This window comes from Metabacillus schmidteae (assembly GCF_903166545.1).
Classification (GTDB): domain Bacteria; phylum Bacillota; class Bacilli; order Bacillales; family Bacillaceae; genus Metabacillus; species Metabacillus schmidteae.
On sequence record NZ_CAESCH010000001.1, the window covers coordinates 1,187,362 to 1,207,300 of the forward strand.

The 19,939-nt window shown below is 36.5% G+C and carries 23 protein-coding genes; 16 read left to right on the forward strand and 7 right to left on the reverse strand.

Annotation, left to right across the window (positions count from 1 at the left end; genetic code table 11):
• Positions 1–14: 14 nt before the first annotated feature.
• Both HWV59_RS05750 and HWV59_RS05755 read right to left on the reverse strand, forming a co-directional pair.
• Positions 15–146, reverse strand: a complete 132-nt coding sequence (locus tag HWV59_RS05750; protein WP_102228397.1) for a DUF3941 domain-containing protein — start codon at positions 144–146, stop codon at positions 15–17.
• Positions 147–207: 61 nt separating this feature from the next.
• Entirely contained in the window at positions 208–1,065 is an 858-nt protein-coding gene (locus tag HWV59_RS05755; protein WP_175638290.1) for a DegV family protein, read from the reverse strand.
• A 168-nt stretch (positions 1,066–1,233) separates the two neighbouring features.
• On the opposite strand from HWV59_RS05755, the gene HWV59_RS05760 reads away from it, so the two are divergent.
• Positions 1,234–2,076 carry a YitT family protein gene (locus HWV59_RS05760; RefSeq protein WP_175638291.1) on the forward strand — a complete coding sequence of 281 codons (843 nt, stop codon included), beginning with the start codon at positions 1,234–1,236 and terminating at the stop codon, positions 2,074–2,076.
• Between the two features lie 7 nt (positions 2,077–2,083).
• Positions 2,084–2,566 (forward strand): BsuPI-related putative proteinase inhibitor, encoded by a 483-nt coding sequence (locus tag HWV59_RS05765; RefSeq protein ID WP_175638292.1) that lies wholly within the window; start codon positions 2,084–2,086, stop codon positions 2,564–2,566.
• 22 nt (positions 2,567–2,588) lie between these two features.
• Here the strand turns inward: HWV59_RS05765 and HWV59_RS05770 are convergent, their stop codons facing one another.
• The 3 genes from HWV59_RS05770 to HWV59_RS05780 all read right to left on the reverse strand — a co-directional run bounded on the left by HWV59_RS05770 (position 2,589) and on the right by HWV59_RS05780 (position 3,866).
• Positions 2,589–2,783, reverse strand: a complete 195-nt coding sequence (locus HWV59_RS05770) for a DUF3813 domain-containing protein (RefSeq protein WP_102228401.1) — start codon at positions 2,781–2,783, stop codon at positions 2,589–2,591.
• Positions 2,784–2,936, reverse strand: a complete 153-nt coding sequence (locus HWV59_RS05775; RefSeq protein ID WP_175638293.1) for a hypothetical protein — start codon at positions 2,934–2,936, stop codon at positions 2,784–2,786.
• A gap of 117 nt (positions 2,937–3,053) precedes the next feature.
• Positions 3,054–3,866: a Cof-type HAD-IIB family hydrolase gene (locus HWV59_RS05780; protein ID WP_102228402.1), complete on the reverse strand. Its 813-nt coding sequence runs from the start codon at positions 3,864–3,866 to the stop codon at positions 3,054–3,056.
• A 145-nt stretch (positions 3,867–4,011) separates the two neighbouring features.
• Between HWV59_RS05780 and HWV59_RS05785 the strand changes: the two genes are divergently transcribed.
• The 10 genes from HWV59_RS05785 to HWV59_RS05830 all read left to right on the forward strand — a co-directional run bounded on the left by HWV59_RS05785 (position 4,012) and on the right by HWV59_RS05830 (position 15,658).
• On the forward strand, positions 4,012–4,779 hold the full coding sequence (locus tag HWV59_RS05785) for a prolyl oligopeptidase family serine peptidase (RefSeq protein WP_175638294.1): 768 nt from the start codon (positions 4,012–4,014) through the stop codon (positions 4,777–4,779).
• Positions 4,780–4,858: 79 nt separating this feature from the next.
• Positions 4,859–5,167, forward strand: a complete 309-nt coding sequence (locus HWV59_RS05790; protein WP_102228404.1) for a metal-sulfur cluster assembly factor — start codon at positions 4,859–4,861, stop codon at positions 5,165–5,167.
• A gap of 627 nt (positions 5,168–5,794) precedes the next feature.
• Entirely contained in the window at positions 5,795–6,832 is a 1,038-nt protein-coding gene (gene argC, locus HWV59_RS05795) for an N-acetyl-gamma-glutamyl-phosphate reductase (RefSeq protein WP_102228405.1), read from the forward strand.
• Between the two features lie 112 nt (positions 6,833–6,944).
• Complete coding sequence (gene argJ / locus HWV59_RS05800) at positions 6,945–8,177, forward strand: bifunctional ornithine acetyltransferase/N-acetylglutamate synthase (protein ID WP_102228818.1); 1,233 nt, start codon at positions 6,945–6,947, stop codon at positions 8,175–8,177.
• A gap of 11 nt (positions 8,178–8,188) precedes the next feature.
• Positions 8,189–8,971 (forward strand): acetylglutamate kinase, encoded by a 783-nt coding sequence (argB, locus tag HWV59_RS05805; RefSeq protein WP_102228406.1) that lies wholly within the window; start codon positions 8,189–8,191, stop codon positions 8,969–8,971.
• A complete protein-coding gene (locus HWV59_RS05810) occupies positions 8,968–10,128 on the forward strand; it encodes an acetylornithine transaminase (RefSeq protein ID WP_175638295.1) in 1,161 nt (386 codons plus the stop codon). Before argB ends, HWV59_RS05810 begins: the two co-directional genes overlap by 4 nt.
• A gap of 102 nt (positions 10,129–10,230) precedes the next feature.
• Positions 10,231–11,301 carry a carbamoyl phosphate synthase small subunit gene (locus HWV59_RS05815; RefSeq protein ID WP_102228408.1) on the forward strand — a complete coding sequence of 357 codons (1,071 nt, stop codon included), beginning with the start codon at positions 10,231–10,233 and terminating at the stop codon, positions 11,299–11,301.
• Complete coding sequence (locus HWV59_RS05820; protein ID WP_175638296.1) at positions 11,294–14,383, forward strand: carbamoyl phosphate synthase large subunit; 3,090 nt, start codon at positions 11,294–11,296, stop codon at positions 14,381–14,383. Before HWV59_RS05815 ends, HWV59_RS05820 begins: the two co-directional genes overlap by 8 nt.
• A 41-nt stretch (positions 14,384–14,424) precedes the next feature.
• Positions 14,425–15,360 (forward strand): ornithine carbamoyltransferase, encoded by a 936-nt coding sequence (gene argF, locus HWV59_RS05825; protein WP_407941615.1) that lies wholly within the window; start codon positions 14,425–14,427, stop codon positions 15,358–15,360.
• 118 nt (positions 15,361–15,478) lie between these two features.
• Positions 15,479–15,658: a YjzC family protein gene (locus tag HWV59_RS05830; protein WP_026561040.1), complete on the forward strand. Its 180-nt coding sequence runs from the start codon at positions 15,479–15,481 to the stop codon at positions 15,656–15,658.
• A gap of 79 nt (positions 15,659–15,737) precedes the next feature.
• On the opposite strand, the gene HWV59_RS05835 is transcribed toward HWV59_RS05830, so the two are convergent.
• The gene (locus HWV59_RS05835; RefSeq protein WP_102228411.1) at positions 15,738–15,929 is read right to left on the reverse strand and encodes a YjzD family protein; all 192 of its coding nucleotides are present in this window, start codon (positions 15,927–15,929) and stop codon (positions 15,738–15,740) included.
• A 316-nt stretch (positions 15,930–16,245) separates the two neighbouring features.
• Between HWV59_RS05835 and HWV59_RS05840 the strand changes: the two genes are divergently transcribed.
• The 4 genes from HWV59_RS05840 (at position 16,246) to HWV59_RS05855 (ending at position 19,204) form a co-directional block, all read left to right on the forward strand.
• Positions 16,246–16,980 carry an alpha/beta fold hydrolase gene (locus HWV59_RS05840; protein ID WP_102228412.1) on the forward strand — a complete coding sequence of 245 codons (735 nt, stop codon included), beginning with the start codon at positions 16,246–16,248 and terminating at the stop codon, positions 16,978–16,980.
• 227 nt (positions 16,981–17,207) lie between these two features.
• The gene (locus HWV59_RS05845; RefSeq protein WP_102228413.1) at positions 17,208–17,966 is read left to right on the forward strand and encodes an NAD(P)-dependent oxidoreductase; all 759 of its coding nucleotides are present in this window, start codon (positions 17,208–17,210) and stop codon (positions 17,964–17,966) included.
• 73 nt (positions 17,967–18,039) lie between these two features.
• Positions 18,040–18,993: a BMP family ABC transporter substrate-binding protein gene (locus HWV59_RS05850; RefSeq protein ID WP_175638297.1), complete on the forward strand. Its 954-nt coding sequence runs from the start codon at positions 18,040–18,042 to the stop codon at positions 18,991–18,993.
• A gap of 28 nt (positions 18,994–19,021) precedes the next feature.
• Positions 19,022–19,204, forward strand: coding sequence for a ComZ family protein (locus HWV59_RS05855; RefSeq protein WP_102228415.1), 183 nt, complete (start codon positions 19,022–19,024; stop codon positions 19,202–19,204).
• Positions 19,205–19,421: 217 nt separating this feature from the next.
• Here the strand turns inward: HWV59_RS05855 and HWV59_RS05860 are convergent, their stop codons facing one another.
• The gene (locus HWV59_RS05860; protein ID WP_175638298.1) at positions 19,422–19,736 is read right to left on the reverse strand and encodes a hypothetical protein; all 315 of its coding nucleotides are present in this window, start codon (positions 19,734–19,736) and stop codon (positions 19,422–19,424) included.
• Positions 19,737–19,939 lie beyond the last annotated feature (203 nt).

Consider the following 19,939-nt stretch of genomic DNA (forward strand, 5'->3'; position numbering starts at 1 on the left):
TCACCCTTTTTACCTTATTTATGGTCTGTTTCTTTAGAATATTGTCTTTCACCTTTTTGGCGGTTTTTTTCACGCATCATGTTTTTCTCATGACGTTTCGCGTTGTTGTCTTGTGCTTTTTTATCATTATCACTAGTATGTGGCATGATGAAGCTCCTTTCAAACGAATGTAAGCTTATCATTCCCAATCAAAAATGCTCCTATGTGTTATACCTCATCATTTAAAAAGAAAATCGCGAGTGTTCCCGGTCCGGAATGAGCCCCAATAACTGCCCCGACAAGATTCACATAAACCTCTTTCGGTGAAAAGGCCTCTTGTATTAACGCTTTCATCTCATTGGCAGCTTCCTCATCATCACCATGGCTTACGGCGATTGTTTGATTTTCAAGATTCACACCGCGTTCCTTCATCAATTCAATAATTCGTCTGAACACTTTTTTACGGCCTCTTATTTTTTCAAGGGGCACGAGCTTTCCGTCTTCAACATGAAGGAGAGGCTTTATATTTAATAACCCGCCAACAAACGCAGATGCTTTGCTGATTCTGCCGCCACGTGCTAAGTATTCTAAGTTATCAACAGTAAAAATATGTTCAATCTTTTTGCAGTAATTTCTTACCGCAGCTTCTATTTTAGAGAGAGGTTGTCCGCCTTTGGCAAGATCAACTGCGTATTTAACAGCTAAGCCACAACCTAGTGAAGCACATTTAGAGTCGATAATAGATAACTCAAACTCCGGGAATTCTTCCAGTACTTCATTTCGAATCATCATGGCTGTTTGGTATGTCCCTGAGAGCTCTGATGAAAAACATACATATAAACTAGGGGTTCCCTTTTTGGCCAGATCAGTAAATACATCTTTAAATAAAGAAGGTGATATTTGAGAAGTTTTTACCACTGTTCCTTCTCGCATGGCATCATAGATTTCTTTCGGTTTAATTTCTTTTTGGTCCTCGAGTTGTTTTCCATCAATTTCAACGCTTAAAGGGAGAAACGAAACGGAGTTTTCTTCGAAAAACTCAATTGGTAAATCTGAAGCACTATCAGCTAAAATGTGAACATTCATTTTAACACCTCATTACATTCGAGAAGTACCTCGAATTGTTATATGTAAAAAAAGCTTTATATGTTTAGTTTATTCATTCTATTGATAAAATACAATCTTTGTATTCAAATGAAGTAAAGTTGGGAAAAACTAGAGCAAGGAGAGATTTTATTATAAGGAGCAGATTACATGCTTAAAAATGAAACAATGAAGATTATTGTCGTCATAATAGGTGCTTTTTTAAATGCTGTTGGCTTAAACATGTTTCTAATCCCTGCAAATGTATATGCAAGCGGATTTACTGGGATTGCCCAGCTTCTATCTAGCATACTTGAGGAATATACACCATTTTTTATTTCGACCGGTGTGTTACTATTACTATTAAATATACCAGTTGCCATTTTAGGATGGTTAAAAGTAGGGAAATCATTTACTTTATACAGTTTCTTGAGTGTTGCAGCCACAACCGTGTTTTTAGGAATAGTACCCCTCCATTCATTTTCCCAAGATATTTTACTGAATGCAGTGTTTGGCGGTGTAATTGTTGCTGTTGGGGTTGGGATTACCTTAAAATACGGTGCCTCAACAGGAGGTCTAGATATTATTGCCATGATTTTATCCCGGATGAAGGATAAGCCGGTTGGAACCTATTTCTTTTTATTTAATTCAATAATTATTCTTACAGCAGGTTTATTATATGGATGGGAAAAGGCATTGTATACATTGGTAGCTCTTTATGTATCAACTAGGGTAATTGATGCAATTCATACAAGACATGCAAAATTAACAGCCATGATCATTACGAAAAAGGCAGATTCGTTAAAGGCGGCCATTCATTCCCGTTTGGTTAGAGGAATCACAATGATTCCTGCGAAAGGTGCATTTACAAATGAACCGAAAGATATGCTTATTATCGTTATTACAAGATATGAACTATATGACCTTGAAAAAATTATTAAAGAAGAAGATCCGAATGCATTTACAAATATTGTTCAAACAACAGGGATATTTGGCTTCTTTAGAAAGGAATAGAATAGAAATGAGATTATCATTATTTCTAATGAGTGTACTAATATCCCTGCTGCTCACAGGTTGCACTTCTGATAACAAAGGTAATGCAACTGGGGAGCCAAATCAGGAAATGGAGGTACTGGAAGTCATGAGCAATGAACTCAAGTTGGATTTTCAAGTGATGCCCTCTTCTAAAGAAACCCAATTTATTATCACCTTAACAAATCAATCAGATCAATTGAAAAAGCTGGAATTTCATAGTAGTCAAAAATATGAAATTAATGTAACAAATGATAAAGGGGAAGAAGTGTTTATTTATTCAGAGGGAAAAATGTTTTCACAAGCACTTGAGACAGCTTTAATTAAATCCGGTGAAAGTATGGAGTGGGAAGAAATTTGGCAACATGAAAGGTTGCCGGCTGGCAAATACACGGCGAAAGTTTCCGTTTTATCTCATAAGGATGAAAATCTCACAATGGAAAGAGAATGGACTGTACCTTCAGATAAGTAAACTGAAGGTCAGTCCAAATAGCTTAAATGGAGTCAATCGCTTGTTGAAACTCTCTTAATTGAGCTCTTTCAGCATCGGTGCAATTTGCATAAGCTGAGGACAAGGCATTTTTTGCTTTTAAGACAGCTTCATATTTATCACCTTGCTGAGAGCCTGTGGCAACTGAATTGGCATATGCGACAGCTTCACGTGCTTGTTGGAATAATTGATTTGTCATTTAAAAACCTCCAAGCAAACTGTCGTCAGTTTTATTTGATTTATGTTGTTCTGATTCAGAAAGTGTTGAATGGTAAGGGAACCTCTCATCGTGTTTAGTAACTGTATCTTTGCCTTGTTGTACAAAACGTCGTGATTTGTTACGTTTACCCATTGAAAAAGCCCCCCTTATATGTGTTGACGCTAACTTCGCGTCTAGATTATTTTGTACATTCCTGCAAATAATATAAATGGCAATATGTATCTTATTTGTTTGAGTTTTTCAAGTGCCCTAAAGGGAGAGTACTTCTTTTAAGTAATGAGCAATTCCATCTTCTTCATTTGTTTTTGTTTCTTTATTCGCAACTTTCTTTAGTTCATCAATTGCATTTCCCATTGCGACTCCCTGACCTGCATATTGAAGCATTTCCAAGTCATTGTCTTCATCACCAAAAGCAATGATCCGATCCTGCGGGATATTATAGTAAGAAGCAATTTTTTGTAAGCCAATTGCTTTATTCATTCCTGCCCGAATGATTTCAATTACATGCCAAGGTGCAGCCCATCTTCTATGGTCAACAACTTCAGCATGAACGTCTGATAGATAAGTTCTTATTTTTTCTACATCTTCTTCAGCTGCATGAATAAGAATACTTGTTACATCTTGACCTAAGTTTTCACGTAAGTCTCCAATTGTGATATTCGGGTGTCCCATGCTAAAAACATCAATTAGTTTTTCATCATGTAAATGGAAATACACGTCATCAATAATCTCGGCTAATACATTATGTAAATGGTGCTCTTCAGCTACAGTGATGATTTCTTTCACAACTTCTAAATCGAGTGTAGTATGATAAGTTCCCCAATTATCATCTTTTGGATGATGAACATAAGCACCATTAAAGTTTACAATTGGTGTTGTTAGTTCTAATTCTTCATAGTAAATGGAGCTTGAACGGAATGGCCTTCCTGTTGCGATACAAACAACATGACCAGCTTCTTTCGCTTTTTTTATCATTTCTTTGTTATAAGCTGAAATGGTCTTGTCATCTTTTAATAGTGTCCCATCTAAATCTAAAGCGATTAAATAAGGTTTTGTATCCATAACGTCTCCTTTTTAAAATGAAATATTTTGTGAAATTTTCTTACATTTGTTGCTGCTTTTCATTATTAGTGTATCTTTTTTCCAAGTTTAATGTCTACATGTTACACTCAATAAGTGGGAAAATAACTAGGGAGGCGCTTTTTCATTGATTATTGTAGAGAAATTACATATAGAAGGTATTCCGACCTTACACGTTGTGGAAGAGTCGTTAAAAGAGACAAAAACACCTTTCGTGATGTTTATTCACGGTTTTACAAGTGCAAAGGAAAATAATCTCCATATTGCTTATTATTTGGCGGAAAAAGGATTTAGGGTTGCTTTGCCGGAAGCATTGTATCATGGTGAAAGAAGTGAGCAATATGGTACTAAAGAGCTTGCCTTCAGGTTTTGGAAAATTGTTCTAAATGAAATTGAAGAAGTGAATAAAATCAAACAATACTTTGAAAATAATGAATTAATACATCCTAACAAAATTGGACTTGCCGGTACTTCTATGGGCGGGATTACAACTTTAGGTTCTCTGACACAATATGATTGGATTAAAGCAGCTGTTAGTTTAATGGGAAGTCCTTGTTATACTGAGCTTCTAAAAAGTCAGCTTTACACAATAAAGCAAAGCGGTACAGAAATTCCGCTTTCTAATGAAGAAATTGAAGAGCAGCTTTCCTTACTGCAGCCCTTTGATTTAAGCCTTCAAACAGAGAAACTTCAACTTCGTCCATTACTCTTTTGGCATGGTGAGCGTGATCAAGTTGTCCCATTTGCTCCAACCTATCAATTTTATAAAGATATTGTTCCGATGTATGAAAAAGAACCAGAGAAACTCCACTTTATAGCCGATCCAATAGCAGATCATAAAGTATCAAGAGAAGGTGTCTTGGCATTGGTGGAATGGTTTGAGAGGTATTTGTAATGAAAGCATAATGCTTTCATTGACTCAAAACTTTTACTATACTCAAACTAGGAACTAGCAGAAAGGAGTGTTTAAAATAATGGATGAATTATTAAAAGACAATATTTACGGTGCGTTAGAAACAGTTATAGACCCTGAGCTTGGTGTAGACATTGTCAACCTTGGTCTCGTATACGATGTGGAACAAGATGAGGAAGGCCATACCATTGTAACAATGACCTTAACTTCAATGGGATGTCCTCTAGCAGCTACGATTGTTGAACAAATCAAAGTAGCCCTTCAAGATATCCCCGAAGTAAAAAGTACAGAAGTTAATATCGTATGGAATCCACCTTGGTCCAGAGATAAAATGTCAAGAATAGCAAAAATCGCGTTAGGAATTCAATAAAAGCGGGTAAAAGTAACTCTTGTATGGATGATCATCACTATTTAAGTGAAGATCATTTGTATATTGAGTTACTTTTTTTTGACTTTTTTTATAAACTATTTTCGCAAAGATTTATGATTGAAAATATTAATTTAACTCTTTATTGGAATGGAGCGGAAGGCACTCGACTCCTGCGGGAAGTGAGGAAAGGGTGAGACCCCACAGGCGAAGCCGAAGGAGGCTCAGCTTCCTCCCCGCGGAAAGCGAGTGTCTGGAACGAACCAATTTTTACCTATAACAACCATAACAATACATATTACATAGCGACAGAATTCCATGACAAATAATTATCCCTAAATCTGTGGCAATCCACATTTCAATCCATAGAATATGAAAGTGTTATCAAAAAACTTCAAGTGTACGCGAAACCCACCCTTATGTAATCACTATTCAATTTTCAAATATTTTATACAATTAGATGCATATATATAATGTCGTATAAAAACGCGTAATTTCCTATAAAACCTTTCAATATCATGATTTTTTTGAAAAATTAGCAAAAATATTATTTATACACTTGATTTTATTTTTATACATACTTATAATTGAGAAATAATTTAGATAACGAACTTAAGAGAAGGTGATTTGGTGAAAGTCGGAATTATCGGAGCCACAGGATATGGTGGAGTCGAATTATATCGTATATTATCCAATCATCCACATGTAGAAGAATGTATACTCTATTCATCTTCAGAAATGGATGTTCCATATAGCAACTCGTTTCCACATCTGCATCAATTAAGTAATCATATATTAAGAGATATCAACGTTGAAGAAATAAAAAATGACTTACAGTTTTTGTTTCTTGCCACACCGCCTGGAGTTTCAAGGGACTTAACACCAAAGTTTCAAGGATCAAATGTGAAAATTATCGATCTATCAGGTGACTTAAGGTTAAAAGACAGATTAGCTTATGAGCATTGGTATAAAAGACCATGTGTATCAGATGATGTATTAGAGAAAGCTGTTTACGGACTATCTGAGCTTAATAAGGAAGAAATCAGAAATGCTGATATTCTTGCAAATCCAGGGTGCTTCCCAACAGCAACGATTTTAGGTTTGGCACCTGTTGTCCAAAACAAAATCATCGATGTGCAATCCATTATTGTAGATGCTAAAACTGGAGTATCCGGTGCAGGACGCAATGCATCACAGGCGACACACTATTCTGAAGTGAATGAAAATACGAAAATATATAAAGTTCATGAACACCAGCATGTGCCGGAAGTTGAGCAGGCTCTTCACTCTTTAAATGAAGCAGTTGGTGCTATTACATTCTCAACTCATTTAATTCCAATGACTCGTGGAATCATGGCAACCATTTATGCAAGTGTTGAAGAATCATATACAACAGAAAAATTACTAGATTTATATAAAAGCTTTTATGCTGACTCTCCTTTTGTACGAATCCGTGAGGAACATGTATTTCCTTCAACAAAAGAAGTGTACGGATCAAACTTCTGTGACATCGGGCTAAAGCTTGATGAACGGACAGGAAGAATCACGATTGTTTCGGTAATTGACAACTTAATGAAAGGTGCAGCAGGTCAAGCGGTCCAAAACTTTAACCTAATGAACGGATATGAGGAAACAACCGGCTTGTATTTCGCACCTATTTATCCATAAAAGACTACTTTGCAGATGAAATGGAAGGTCAGACTCGAAGATTGAGGCATATTGACTAAACCAATGTCATTGTATAAGAGTTTTGATCATGACAACCAGGGAGGAAAAAGAAGTGCTACAAGCAAAAGAAACATCTGCTATTACGAAAATTGAAAATGGATCTATTGTAACACCCAAAGGATTCTCAAGCGACGGTGTTCATGCCGGACTCAGGTATTCAAGAAATGACTTAGGTGTTATTTACAGTGAGGTACCAGCAAATTGTGCAGCAGTTTATACTCAAAGTCATTTCCAAGCAGCTCCACTAAAAGTAACGCAGGAAAGCATTGCTGAAGAAAAATTGCTGCAGGCGATTATTGTAAATAGTGCGAATGCTAATGCATGTACAGGAGAACAAGGGTTAAAAGATGCCTATGAGATGAGAGAAAAAACGGCGGGTTTATTTAACATTAAACCCAATTATGTAGCAGTTGCATCAACTGGTGTAATTGGAGAGTTTTTAAAAATGGATAAAATCCGTGCTGGAATTGAGCAATTAAAACCTAAAGCTGAACCTGAAGCTGCTGAAGCCTTCCAAACAGCTATTTTAACAACAGATTTAGTAATGAAAACGTCGTGCTATTCAGTTGAAATTGATGGCAAAACGGTTACCATCGGTGGGGCGGCTAAAGGTTCAGGGATGATACATCCAAACATGGCAACGATGCTTTCTTTTGTGACAACAGATGCAAAGATTGATTCTGCATCACTTCAAGCACTATTAAGCAAAACAACAGATAAAACATATAATCAAATCACAGTCGATGGTGATACATCAACAAATGATATGGTATTGGTTATGGCGAATGGGCAAGCTGAAAATGAGCTGTTAAATGAGGATCATCCAGAGTGGAATGAGTTTAAAGCAGCGTTTCATAAAGTAAGTGAAGAGTTAGCAAAACAAATTGCTAAAGATGGTGAAGGGGCAACTAAGCTAATTGAGGTAGAAGTAACAGGAGCAAAAACAAAGCAGGAAGCGAATGTGGTTGCCAAGAAGATTGTCGGATCCAGCCTTGTCAAAACAGCTGTATACGGTGCGGATGCAAACTGGGGAAGAATCATCTGTGCAGTAGGATATAGTGAAGCACAGGTTGAGCCGGAGAAAATCGATATTTACTTAGGAGATATTTGTTTGTTTACAGATAATCGTCCTCAATCATTTTCAGAGGAAGTTGCCACAGAATACTTAAAGCAGGATCAAGTCAAGATTACAGTTCATCTTGGTGTTGGTGAAGAAAACGGGAAAGCCTGGGGCTGTGATTTAACATATGATTACGTAAAGATAAACGCAAGCTATAGAACGTAAGGGAGATTGTTATGTCAAAAACAGTTGTATTAAAATGTGGCGGAAGTACAGTTCATCAATTGTCAGAGTCCTTTTTTACTAGCTTACAAGCATTGATTTCCTCAAATTGGAGGGTGATGATCGTACACGGTGGCGGTCCAGATATCACAAACATGCTGAAGGCTTTAAAAATTGAGACAGAATTCTACAATGGTCAACGGAAAACAACAGAAGAAGTACTGGAAGTTGCTGAAATGGTGTTAGCGGGGAAAATTAATAAGCACCTTACAAGTCTATTAAACCAAAAGGGATTAAAATCGATTGGATTGTCTGGAACTGATGATCATCTGTTGCTAGCGGATTTCTTAGATCAAGAAAACCTAGGAATGGTTGGAAAAGTGACATCAGTTAACACATCGGCAGTAGAATTACTAATGGATAATGGCTATATTCCTGTTGTAGCGCCACTTGCAAACACTGATACACATCAAACCCTTAACGTGAATGCCGACTTAGCTGCTGCAGCTATTGCAGATGCGGTCGGAGCAGAAAAATTCTTATTTGTAACTGATGTACCCGGTATTTTAAACAAAGAAAAACAAGTCATTGAAACCGTAACACCGTCTCAAATTGATGAGCTAATAAAGAATGAAGTCATTACAGGCGGAATGATACCAAAGGTAGAATCAGCTGTTGCAACACTTTCTGATATTTGTCAAGAAGTGATGATTGTAAGTGGTCAGCAAGCATTTATTGAAAAAGATGCTTTTATTGGAACGAAAATTGTGAGTGAAAAGGAGGTCTTGTCATCATGAGTTATTTATTTCCAACATATGCACGCTGGGACGTAACAATTAAAGAGGCAAAGGGTTCATGGGTTACCGATGTAAATGAAAACAAATATTTAGACTTTATTTCAGGTATTGCTGTTTGTAACCTTGGCCATGCCAATGAAGAAGTGACAAAAGCTGTTCAAGAGCAGCTCACAAAATATTGGCATATGTCCAATTTATTTCACCAGCCGATTCAAGAGGAAGTTGCAAAGCTTCTAGTTGAAGCTAGTGACGGAGATGCAGTATTTTTCTGCAATAGTGGTGCAGAAGCGAACGAAGCAGCTATTAAGCTAGCTAGAAAACATACAGGTAAGACAAAGATTGTTACCTTTTTGCAATCATTTCATGGGAGAACATTTGCAACAATGTCTGCAACAGGGCAAGAGAAAATTCAACAAGGTTTTGGGCCTATGCTCGAAACGTTCCAGTACCTGCCTTACAATGATCTAGCAGCTTTAGATAAGCTAGAAAGTGATGTAGCTGCAATTATGCTTGAAGTTGTTCAAGGTGAAGGTGGCGTCGTTCCAGCTGAAAAAGAGTTCATTCAAAAAGTATCAGAAACGTGTGAGAAAATTGGTGCGTTACTAATTATCGATGAGGTTCAAACAGGAGTAGGCAGAACCGGAAAGCCGTTTGGTTATCAGTATTACGGAATTAAGCCTGACATTATTACATCTGCAAAAGGTCTTGGCAGTGGGTTACCGGTAGGGGCAATGATTGGTCAAAAATCACTCATTGAAACATTCCAGGCTGGAAGTCATGGATCTACTTTTGGAGGAAATCCGATTGCTATGGCTGCAGCAAAAGTTACATTAGACAAAATTTTTGATGAAAAATTCTTAATAGAAGTGGAAGAAAAAAGTAACTATTTAGTAGGAAAGTTGAATAGTTTAGTAGGAAAGCATCCACTTGTAAATGATGTTCGTGGGAAAGGCCTATTAGTCGGGATCGAATGTAAGGAACAAGTTTCGGAAATTATTAACCAACTAAGAGAGAATAAGCTACTTGTTCTACCAGCTGGTTCTAATGTTATTCGTCTACTACCACCATTAACGGTTTCTTATGAAGAAATAGATATAGCTGTAAAAACATTAGAAGATGTTTTCTCAACAGTGGACTATCCGGTAGAAGCTCATTAATTTGAGCATTTTTTTTACAAATGATTGAATAAAAATACTCATGTTTAAATAATTATCCAAGAGGGAAAAGAGTAGAATTAAAGTCAAACGAGGTGTAAGCAGATGAAAGGATATCTCCATTTAGAGGATGGTTCAGTTTATACAGGAGTACTTGAGCACGGGTCTTCCGAGAATATAAACGGAGAAATTGTATTTTTCACAGGAATGACAGGATATCAGGAAGTTCTGACAGATCCTTCTTATAAAAATCAAATTGTTGTATTTACGTATCCGCTGATCGGGAATTACGGAGTAAATATAAGTGATGATGAAAGTAAACGACCACAAGTCAAAGCCGTTGTTATTTATGAAGGTACATCACAATATTCTCATTTTGAAGCACAGTATAGTTTTAAAGAGTATTTGGAAAAGTGGAATATTCCAATTATTCATCATATCGATACTCGTGCAGTGGTGAAAAAAATCCGTCATCATGGATCAATGGCAGCTACGATTACAACAAAATCTACTTTAGCTGAGCAACCATGTGCCATTTTTGAAGATGGAGTCTTTGAAGTTGTGTCAGATAAGCTTGAAACATACGGAAATGGTGAAAAGCATATTGCTTTAATAGATTTTGGATATAAGAAATCAATTCTCACATCCTTATTAAATAGAGGCTGTAAAGTCACGACAGTACCATTTAAAATGATCGATAAAGTAGCTGATTTAAAGCCTGATGGTGTCTTATTATCAAATGGACCTGGAGATCCAGAGCAATTATCAAGTTACTTTACTCAAATAAAAGAAGTTGTGTCTGCTTATCCAACATTGGGGATTTGTCTAGGTCATCAATTAATTGCTTTATCTCTTGGTGCTAAAACGACAAAACTGTTATTTGGACATAGAGGAGCAAACCAGCCTGTTCTTGATACAAAGACAAACAAAGCGTTCATGACCTCTCAAAACCATAGTTATGTTGTCATAAAAGAAAGTCTACATGATACAGACTTATCTATACGTTTTTATCATATCAATGATGATTCCATTGAAGGATTAACTCACAAAAGTTTACCAATTTTAACAGCACAATTTCATCCGGAGGCACATCCAGGACCTTCAGATAGTGAATGGATCTTCGATGAATTTTTAGAGATAGTCGCAGTTGCTAAAGGAGATATACTTTATGTCTAAAAATCAATCTATCAAGAAAATCGTTGTCATCGGGTCCGGCCCAATTGTTATTGGGCAGGCCGCAGAATTTGATTATGCAGGAACACAAGGATGCCTTGCCTTAAAAGAAGAAGGCTACCAAGTAGTGCTTGTTAATAACAATCCAGCAACCATAATGACAGATGAAGAATTTTCAGATGTTTTGTATTTTGAACCATTAACGGTTGAAAGTTTAACAAAAATAATTGATAAAGAAAAACCTGATGGCTTACTTGCATCTCTAGGTGGTCAAACAGGTCTTAACTTAGCGATGGAGCTTCATGAAGCTGGAGTTTTAGAGAAATATGGTGTTCAATTGCTGGGCACTTCAATTGAATCGATCCGTAAAGGTGAAGATCGAAATGAGTTCCGTCAATTAATGTATGATTTAAATGAGCCAATCCCTGAGAGCTCTATTGTAACTACATTGGAGGAGGCACTTGAATTTTCCAATAAAATTGGATTTCCAATTATCATCAGACCTGCCTATACACTGGGCGGGAAAGGCGGCGGGATTGCTTCAAATCTTGAAGAGTTTAAGAAGATCGTCAGAAGTGGATTGCAAGCAAGTCCGATTACCCAATGTTTAATTGAAAAAAGCATTGCAGGATTTAAAGAAGTAGAATATGAAATGATTCGTGATCATAAAGGAACATGTATTTCTGTATGTAATATGGAAAACATTGATCCTGTTGGTGTTCATACAGGGGACTCGATCGTTGTTGCACCATCACAAACATTAACAGACCAGGATTACCATATGCTAAGAAGTGCAGCAGTAAAGATTGTTTCGGCTCTTGGTGTGATCGGTGGATGTAACATTCAATTAGCTTTAGATCCTAAAAGCAAGCAATACTATGTTATTGAAGTAAATCCACGGGTCAGCAGATCATCTGCATTAGCATCAAAAGCTACTGGCTATCCTATTGCGAAAATTGCTGCTAAGCTTGCCGTAGGGTATACATTAGATGAATTAAAAAATCCTCTAACGATGAGCACGTACGCTAGCTTCGAGCCGGCTCTTGACTATGTTGTTGTGAAATTCCCGAGATGGCCTTTTGACAAGTTTAATAAGGCAGATCGTAAACTTGGAACAAAAATGAAGGCAACAGGGGAAGTTATGGCAATTGAACGTAATCTGGAGGCTGCTATTCAGAAGGCTTGTGACTCATTAGAACTGGATAATATCGGTACACATTTACCAGAGTTAAAAGATTTATCTATTGATGAACTAAAAATAGTCATGAATAAAACAGATGATCGCCGCTTCTTCGCGGTTATGGAACTGTTAAGAAATGGAATAACAATAAAAGAAATCCATGATCAAACTGAAATGGATGTGTATTTTCTTTCGGTATTCCAGCGAATCATCGATCTTGAACAGCAAATACAAGAAAAGACCATCTCAACACTTGATGCAGAATTCATCGCGACAGTGAAGGAAAAAGGTTTCTCTGATAAGACAATCTCCTTCTTACTAGATGCACCTGAAGCAGAAGTGAGAAAGGCTAGACTCGATGCAGGAGTAAAAGCATCCTATAAATATGTAGATACATGTGCGGCAGAATTCGAAGCTCGTACAAATTATTTCTATTCTACTTACTTTGGTGAAAATGAGCAGCCTGAATTAACGGAAAACAAAAAGATCTTAATCATTGGTTCAGGTCCAATACGTATCGGTCAAGGGATTGAATTTGACTATAGTGCTGTTCATGGTATTAAGGCGTTAAAGCAATTAGGCTATGAAGCGGTAATGATTAACAATAATCCGGAAACCGTAAGTACTGACTTTGAGACAGCAGACCGTTTATACTTTGAGCCTATCACACTTGAACAAGTGTTAAATATCGTTGATTCCGAGGGAATTGATTCTGTTATTGTTCAATATGGTGGACAGACAGCTATTAACCTTGCTGAACAATTAGAATCTGCAGGCATAAAGCTGCTGGGAACAGATACTGAAACATTGGATTGGTTGGAGGATCGAGACAAGTTCTATCAAATACTTGATGAATTATCGATCCCACATGCAGCTGGTTTAACAGCTAACAATGCAGAAGAAGCATTAAAAGGAGCTAAAGAAATTGGATTCCCTATGCTTCTAAGACCTTCATACGTTATTGGCGGAAAAGGCATGGTCGTTGTTCATAATGAAGAAACGTTAGTGAAGTTACTTGCGGAAAATACAAATATGATTTATCCAGTCCTTATTGATCAATTCGTGCAAGGACTTGAGGGTGAAATCGATCTTATCTCAGATGGTCAAGATATCTTTATTCCAACCTATATTGAGCATGTTGAGCCAGCCGGAGTTCACTCAGGAGACAGCTTGGCAATTCTTCCATCTCAACATCTAACAGATGAAAATAAACAGGTGATTGAAAGTTATGCAAGTGCGTTGGTTGGCAAGCTGAATTACCGTGGGATCATGAATATTCAATTCCTAATAAATGAGGGCACAATTTATATTGTGGAAGTAAACCCACGTGCGAGTAGAACAGCACCAATCATTAGTAAAGTAACAGGAATTCCGATTATTAAGCATGCTACTAATTTATTATGTGGTAAGAAAATAACAGAACTAGACATTACACCAGCAGAGCCTAATAAAATGGTGGCAGTGAAATATCCTGTATTCTCAAGTCATGCATTACATGATGTCGATATTACACTTGGACCGGAAATGAAGGCAACTGGTGAAGGAATGTGTATCGGAAATAGTTTAGAAGCTATTTATCGAAAGATCTATACAAAGGATTTAGAGAATGTAAGAAGTATCTTTTTCGATTTGAAAGATGAAGAAGCAGAAAAAACAGCAAAAGAAGCTGGACTTGAAGTTGTAACAGATGAGTTTGAAGCATGGGTTGAGGGAGAAAAAGGTATTTTCGTCTCTTTAATTGACAGTGATGAAGCGAAATTAGCACGCCAACAAGCGATTGAAAAAGGAATGCTTTTATTTACAAATCTTTCAACACTAAATGCTTGTTTACAAGCCATTACTGCACCTGATGATGATGCATTTTCAATTCAGGAATATTTAAAGCCTTTGGTGAAAAACCAATAAGTTTCCGTCTAAGCTAAGGAAGGTAGTGATTAGATATGAGTATACAAGTCAAAAATAAAACAGCAGTCGAAAAACGTGATTTTTTAACCCTTCTTGATTATAGTAAGGAGGAAATTCTTGCTTTAATCGATGAAGCATTTAAATTAGAAGAAAACCCGCTTCAGCCTGTCCTGCAAGGAAAAACTCTTGCGATGATTTTTGAAAAATCATCTACAAGAACTCGGGTATCATTTGAAACAGGAATGCTTCAATTAGGCGGGCATGCTCTATTTTTAAGTAGTCAGGATCTTCAGTTAGGAAGAGGAGAACCTGTTTCTGATACTGCTAAAGTATTGTCCGGCTATGTTGATGCAATTATGATCCGTACTTTTGGTCATGATAAAATTGAGGAATTGGCCAAGCATGCCAGTATCCCTGTTATAAATGGATTAACAGATCTTTTTCACCCTTGTCAGGCACTTGCAGACTTAAAGACCATTTACCGTCTTAAAGAAACGTTTGAAGGTGTTAAAACTGCATATTTAGGTGATGGAAACAATGTTGCTCATTCCTTAATGATTGCTGCAGCCAAAGTAGGAATGGACTTTTCATTAGGGTGTCCAAAAGGCTATGAACCTGATGCAGATATTGTGGCGAAAGCTCAAAAGCTTGCAGAAGAAACAGGTGCAACGATTACAATTACGCATGATCCAATTGAGGCTGTTAAGGATGCTGATATCATTTACACAGATGTATGGGCAAGCATGGGTCAAGAAAGTGAGCAACAAGAACGCTTGGTTGCATTTAAAGAATTCCAAGTAAATGATCAACTTGTTCAGCATGCAAAAGCTGATTATCACTTCTTACATTGCTTACCTGCACACCGTGAGGAAGAAGTAACATCCTCAATCATTGACGGTGAACACTCAGCTGTATTTGAACAAGCTGAAAACAGACTTCATGTCCAAAAAGCATTACTAAAGAAATTACTTTCATAAATAGACGCGGGGACAGGTTCCTCGTCCCACTGGGACGAGGAACCTGTCCCCGCTGTCCGTTACATGAAAATAAGCTATCTGGAGATAATAGTAGTAATGCGATGAGAGGAGGTTAATAATGGGACAACAACATCGTTTTCGTGTAGGACAAAAAGCACCAAATAACGGAATTTATGTAGAAATAGGTGAAACAGGGGACAATGTAAAAAACCCTGGCCAAATTAAACTGAAGGCTGGAGATCGTTTCCCTGAAACAGCTAATCATAATCGCCAATGGACATATAAACGTAAGCCTTAATAGATGAAAAAGCAAAAAAACCTACTGTTCACAGTAGGTTTTTTTGCTTTTTAGTCGAATCATTTTAGTACAAAAGTTTTTAATGATGATCATGCTTAGCCGCAGGCTCATTAGGGATAACTGCAGCAATGAAGAATATGACAACGATTGCAATCACTGATAAAACTGTTGCAGTCATAAAATCGTAATGACCACCCGTCATATTATTTACTACGTATGACGCCATATGAATTAATAAAAAGCCCCAAAAAAATGTCCAAAAGAAACGCAAACCATTCACCTCAATTTCCAGACGAATTCTTATTATATATTATCACAAAATATTTCAGGATTAAAAGAACCTTTTTAAATTGTTCATAAACTCTCCATAACCTGCATGAAATATTAAAACCAAAAGAAATTTCAAGGTGATTTACAGGTGCTGAATTTGGGGAATAGTTACCGAAGATGAGCATCCATTAATGAAGCTGTCCTTTTCATGTGTCCATATTTACAAGAAACGTGATACAGTCCCATTCTTTTTATAAAGTTAGACATACATTATATAGAAATAAAATGACAAAGAAGAGAAAGGTGGTGGGCAAGTGATGACGATAACGGAACGCTTTTTTCAGATTGAGACAGAATGGAATGTCATCCATTTACCATTTAAGCCAAATGGGTTTGGAATTTTAATCATTGGCGATCGGTCTGATTTTGTTGATGATACTACCAGCTTTTGGCATCAGCATTATGGAAGAAATCAATTAATATCAGATTTGATGAAGCAAGGATATACACTCTTTCATTCGAATCTTTATGGAAACCATTGGGGTAGCCCTCGTTCAGTCACAATGGCGAAACAGCTGTACCATATGGTCATGAAAAAAGAAATATTAAATCAACGTATCCATCTGCTAATCGATGGGATGGGCGGATTAACAGGTTTACAATTAATGCAGGAAATTCCTGAAAAGATTCGTTCTGTCGCCATGATGAATCCTTGCCTTGACCTCCAAGCCCATCTTGAAAATGAAAAAGAACATAAATTCTTTTATAAGCGTTTGAAAAAGGAAATTTCCTCCGCATATGGTGTTGATCCAAGAAATCTTTCATCTTTAAATCTTCCGACACTTCACAATACAAGTTACCACATTCCTGTGAGAATTTGGCAAAAAATGAATAGCACTACCTATGCTCCACAAGATCACAGTAAAAAATATGAGGAAATGAGAAGTAAGGCGGAGCATCCTATTCAATTAATTTATCATCTTGGAGATAATCTGTATCGTATAAATCAATCAATTATAAGGTTTTATAAAGAAAATGAAAAGGTGTTATAAACGTAAAAGAGCTTAAGGTGCTATGACTACAAATAGTTGCCCTTAAGCTTTTTTTGTACTCTCGGTATTTAGGGATGATAGTATACTAATCGCCATTTGGGCTTTGGTGATAGTCAAGATTTTCTAATGTTTGATTCCAAACAACTAAGTTTTCCTTATGAAAGAATACTAAATTAACGATCCCTCGCATATTGTATGATATCGTCCATAAGGAGGGAAATAAGGATATGAGAGTGATGGTGTTTGGAGCACAGTCACATATTGGGTTTGCACTTTGTGAAAGGTTTCTTGAGGAAGGAAAAGAGGTATGCGCAATCTTTCTAGATTGTTCCTCAAAAAGGAAAAAGCTTCTTCTAGAAGAAAGATTGATGTTAATTGGTAGAAATGCTTTATTTCAAGAATTTTCACTGGAAGATGAGTGGAGAAACGAAGCTGTTACCCATGTGATTTATTGTAAAGAAGAATCTCATGATCAAGATCAGATTTGTTTTAAGAAATCAGTTGAGGAAGCATTTGAAACGAAAAGTCATTATTTTTATGTAAGCCCTGCAACTATACAGAGAGAAGGAGAGTATCAGCACCTTCAATCAACCTTGACCTCCTATTCAATCTTTAAATTGCCAAGGCTTTTTGGACCGTTTCAACCACCAGAAGAACAAATTCATCAACATTTACATTCTTTTTTATCAGATCAGAAAAAGTCTCTTATCATTAATGAGCCACTTGTATTTATTACAGATGCTGCAGAAACGATTGTTGAGATAATAGGGAAAGGTGAGTATGAAAAAGTGTATTCGTTTCTAAGTGAACTGAAGGACGAAAAGATTGAATCAGTTTCAGTTGAGTTAAAAATGAATGCAACAGAAAAAGCTCAAGACGAGTCGATTCGACTTTCTCTCTTAACAAAGACACCTATTGAAGAGGGATTATTAAAACAGCTTTCCTGTATAACAGCTTTTAAAGGGATCTATGAACTTGATAGTTAGCTCTTGTACAACTAAATAAGGAAAGGCTAAAATAAAAAGAGAAGGGAAAAAGTATACAAGGAAGTGGTTGCCCATGTACTTAAAGCTAGGCTTTGTTCTTATTATTCTTCTTTCGCTTTTTGGTTGTGGACAACCTATAGCTTCGGGGGAACTCGAAAAGGTTGGTTTGCTTGTTACAGAAACAATTGATGAAAAGGTTTGGGGAGCTAAAGGCTACAAAGGATTGTTAAAAATTCAATCAGAATTAGATGTGGACGTATTTTATAAAGAAAATATGAAAGATGAAAAAAGTATACGTGAAGCAATCGAAGAATTTGATAACAATGGTGTAAATCTCATTTTTGGACATGGAAGTGAATTTGCAAATTATTTTAATGAGATCAGTAGTGAATACCCTGACATTCATTTTGTTATTTTTAACGGAGAAGCCAATGGTGAAAATGTGACAAGCTTGAATTTTGATTCCAATGCAATGGGTTTTTTTGGTGGGATGCTAGCCGGAGAAATGACAGAGACGAATAAAGTTGCGGTTTTAGCAGCTTTTGAATGGCAGCCTGAAGTTGATGGCTTTTTCGAAGGTGCTTATTATCAAAATGAAAATGTGGACGTAGATATCCAATATGTTCAAGATTGGAATAATACGGATGTTGCATTGACTCTGCTTGATCAAATGATTGCACATGGAGTAGACATTGTCTATGTAGCCGGTGACGGATATAATATAGCTGTGATTGAAAAGCTAAAAGAAGAGGGACTATACGCAATCGGCTTTGTTTCAGATCAATCTGACTTGGGAAAAGGTACAGTATTAACAAGTACGGTCCAACATGTTGACAAATTGTACGAAGTTGTCGCAAAGGATTTTGATAACGGAAAACTAGAAAATGGAGAACTCTATTATGATTTTAAAGATGGGGTCATTTCACTAGGTACATTTAGTCCTCTAGTTGATGAAGAATTCAAATCAATTGTGTTGGAATCTATTGAAGAGTACAAGGAAACTGGACTCTTACCCAATCAGCTATAATACTTAATGAAAAAAGGAGTGAAGAAAAATGGAACAACATCCAAAAACAATGGAATTTATGCAAATCGCTATGAAATATTTACCTGAAGCTAAGGAAAAGCTTGAAGGATCAGGGATTGAATTATCAATGGAAACCATCCAACCAATGCTTGAACTTTTTACAAAAGTAATGGGTGAAGCATATGAGCTAGGGAAGAATGATGCTCAGTAAAAAATAGAAAGCTACCTGTTTATGGTAGCTTTCAGACTGTTGACAAACGCTCGCTTTCTTCGTTACTCACCTTGCTGCGGTGCTCATTACCACCCCCGGTAACTCCGCTCCTCCCAAGGCTTCGTGCCTCGAAAGCAAGCGTTAGCAATCAGTCTGAGGGGCTAGCGATTCTTACATTTTCTACAAACTTAAAGCTACCTGTTTATGGTAGCTTTTTTTATTTAATTTTCTTCTTAATATAGTCTACAATCGGTCCAAATTCTTTTAATACAGGTTTAAGATTTTCTAATGAAGACATTATATCGTCAATCTGTTCCATTAAAGTGAAATAATTTACCTCATTGTTTTGTTCTTCCACTTGTTTTTCTTGCAAATTGTTTTGTTCTCTGTATCTTTTGGGAACCCTATTTCCGAACATAAGTTGTGTAAAAGGGTCTGATGAAGGAGAGCTGGTTTCAATTTCTTGTTCGATGTCATCTGAGTGTGCTTCTAAGTCAAATTGTTCGTCTTCCTTTTTTTCATGAGACGTCATGTCTACCACCTCCTAACATAGTGTCTTCGATACATATCTATAACTAGTTTATGAATTGATGAAAAGCAAGTTCTAGACATGTGCACTAAAACATTGATATTGAAAAAAAAAAGTAAATAAGATAAAATTAGTACCAAGTCATAATAATTGATATAAAATTTTAATATAAAACAATAAATAGACTTCAAAGTAAGTGAAGAATG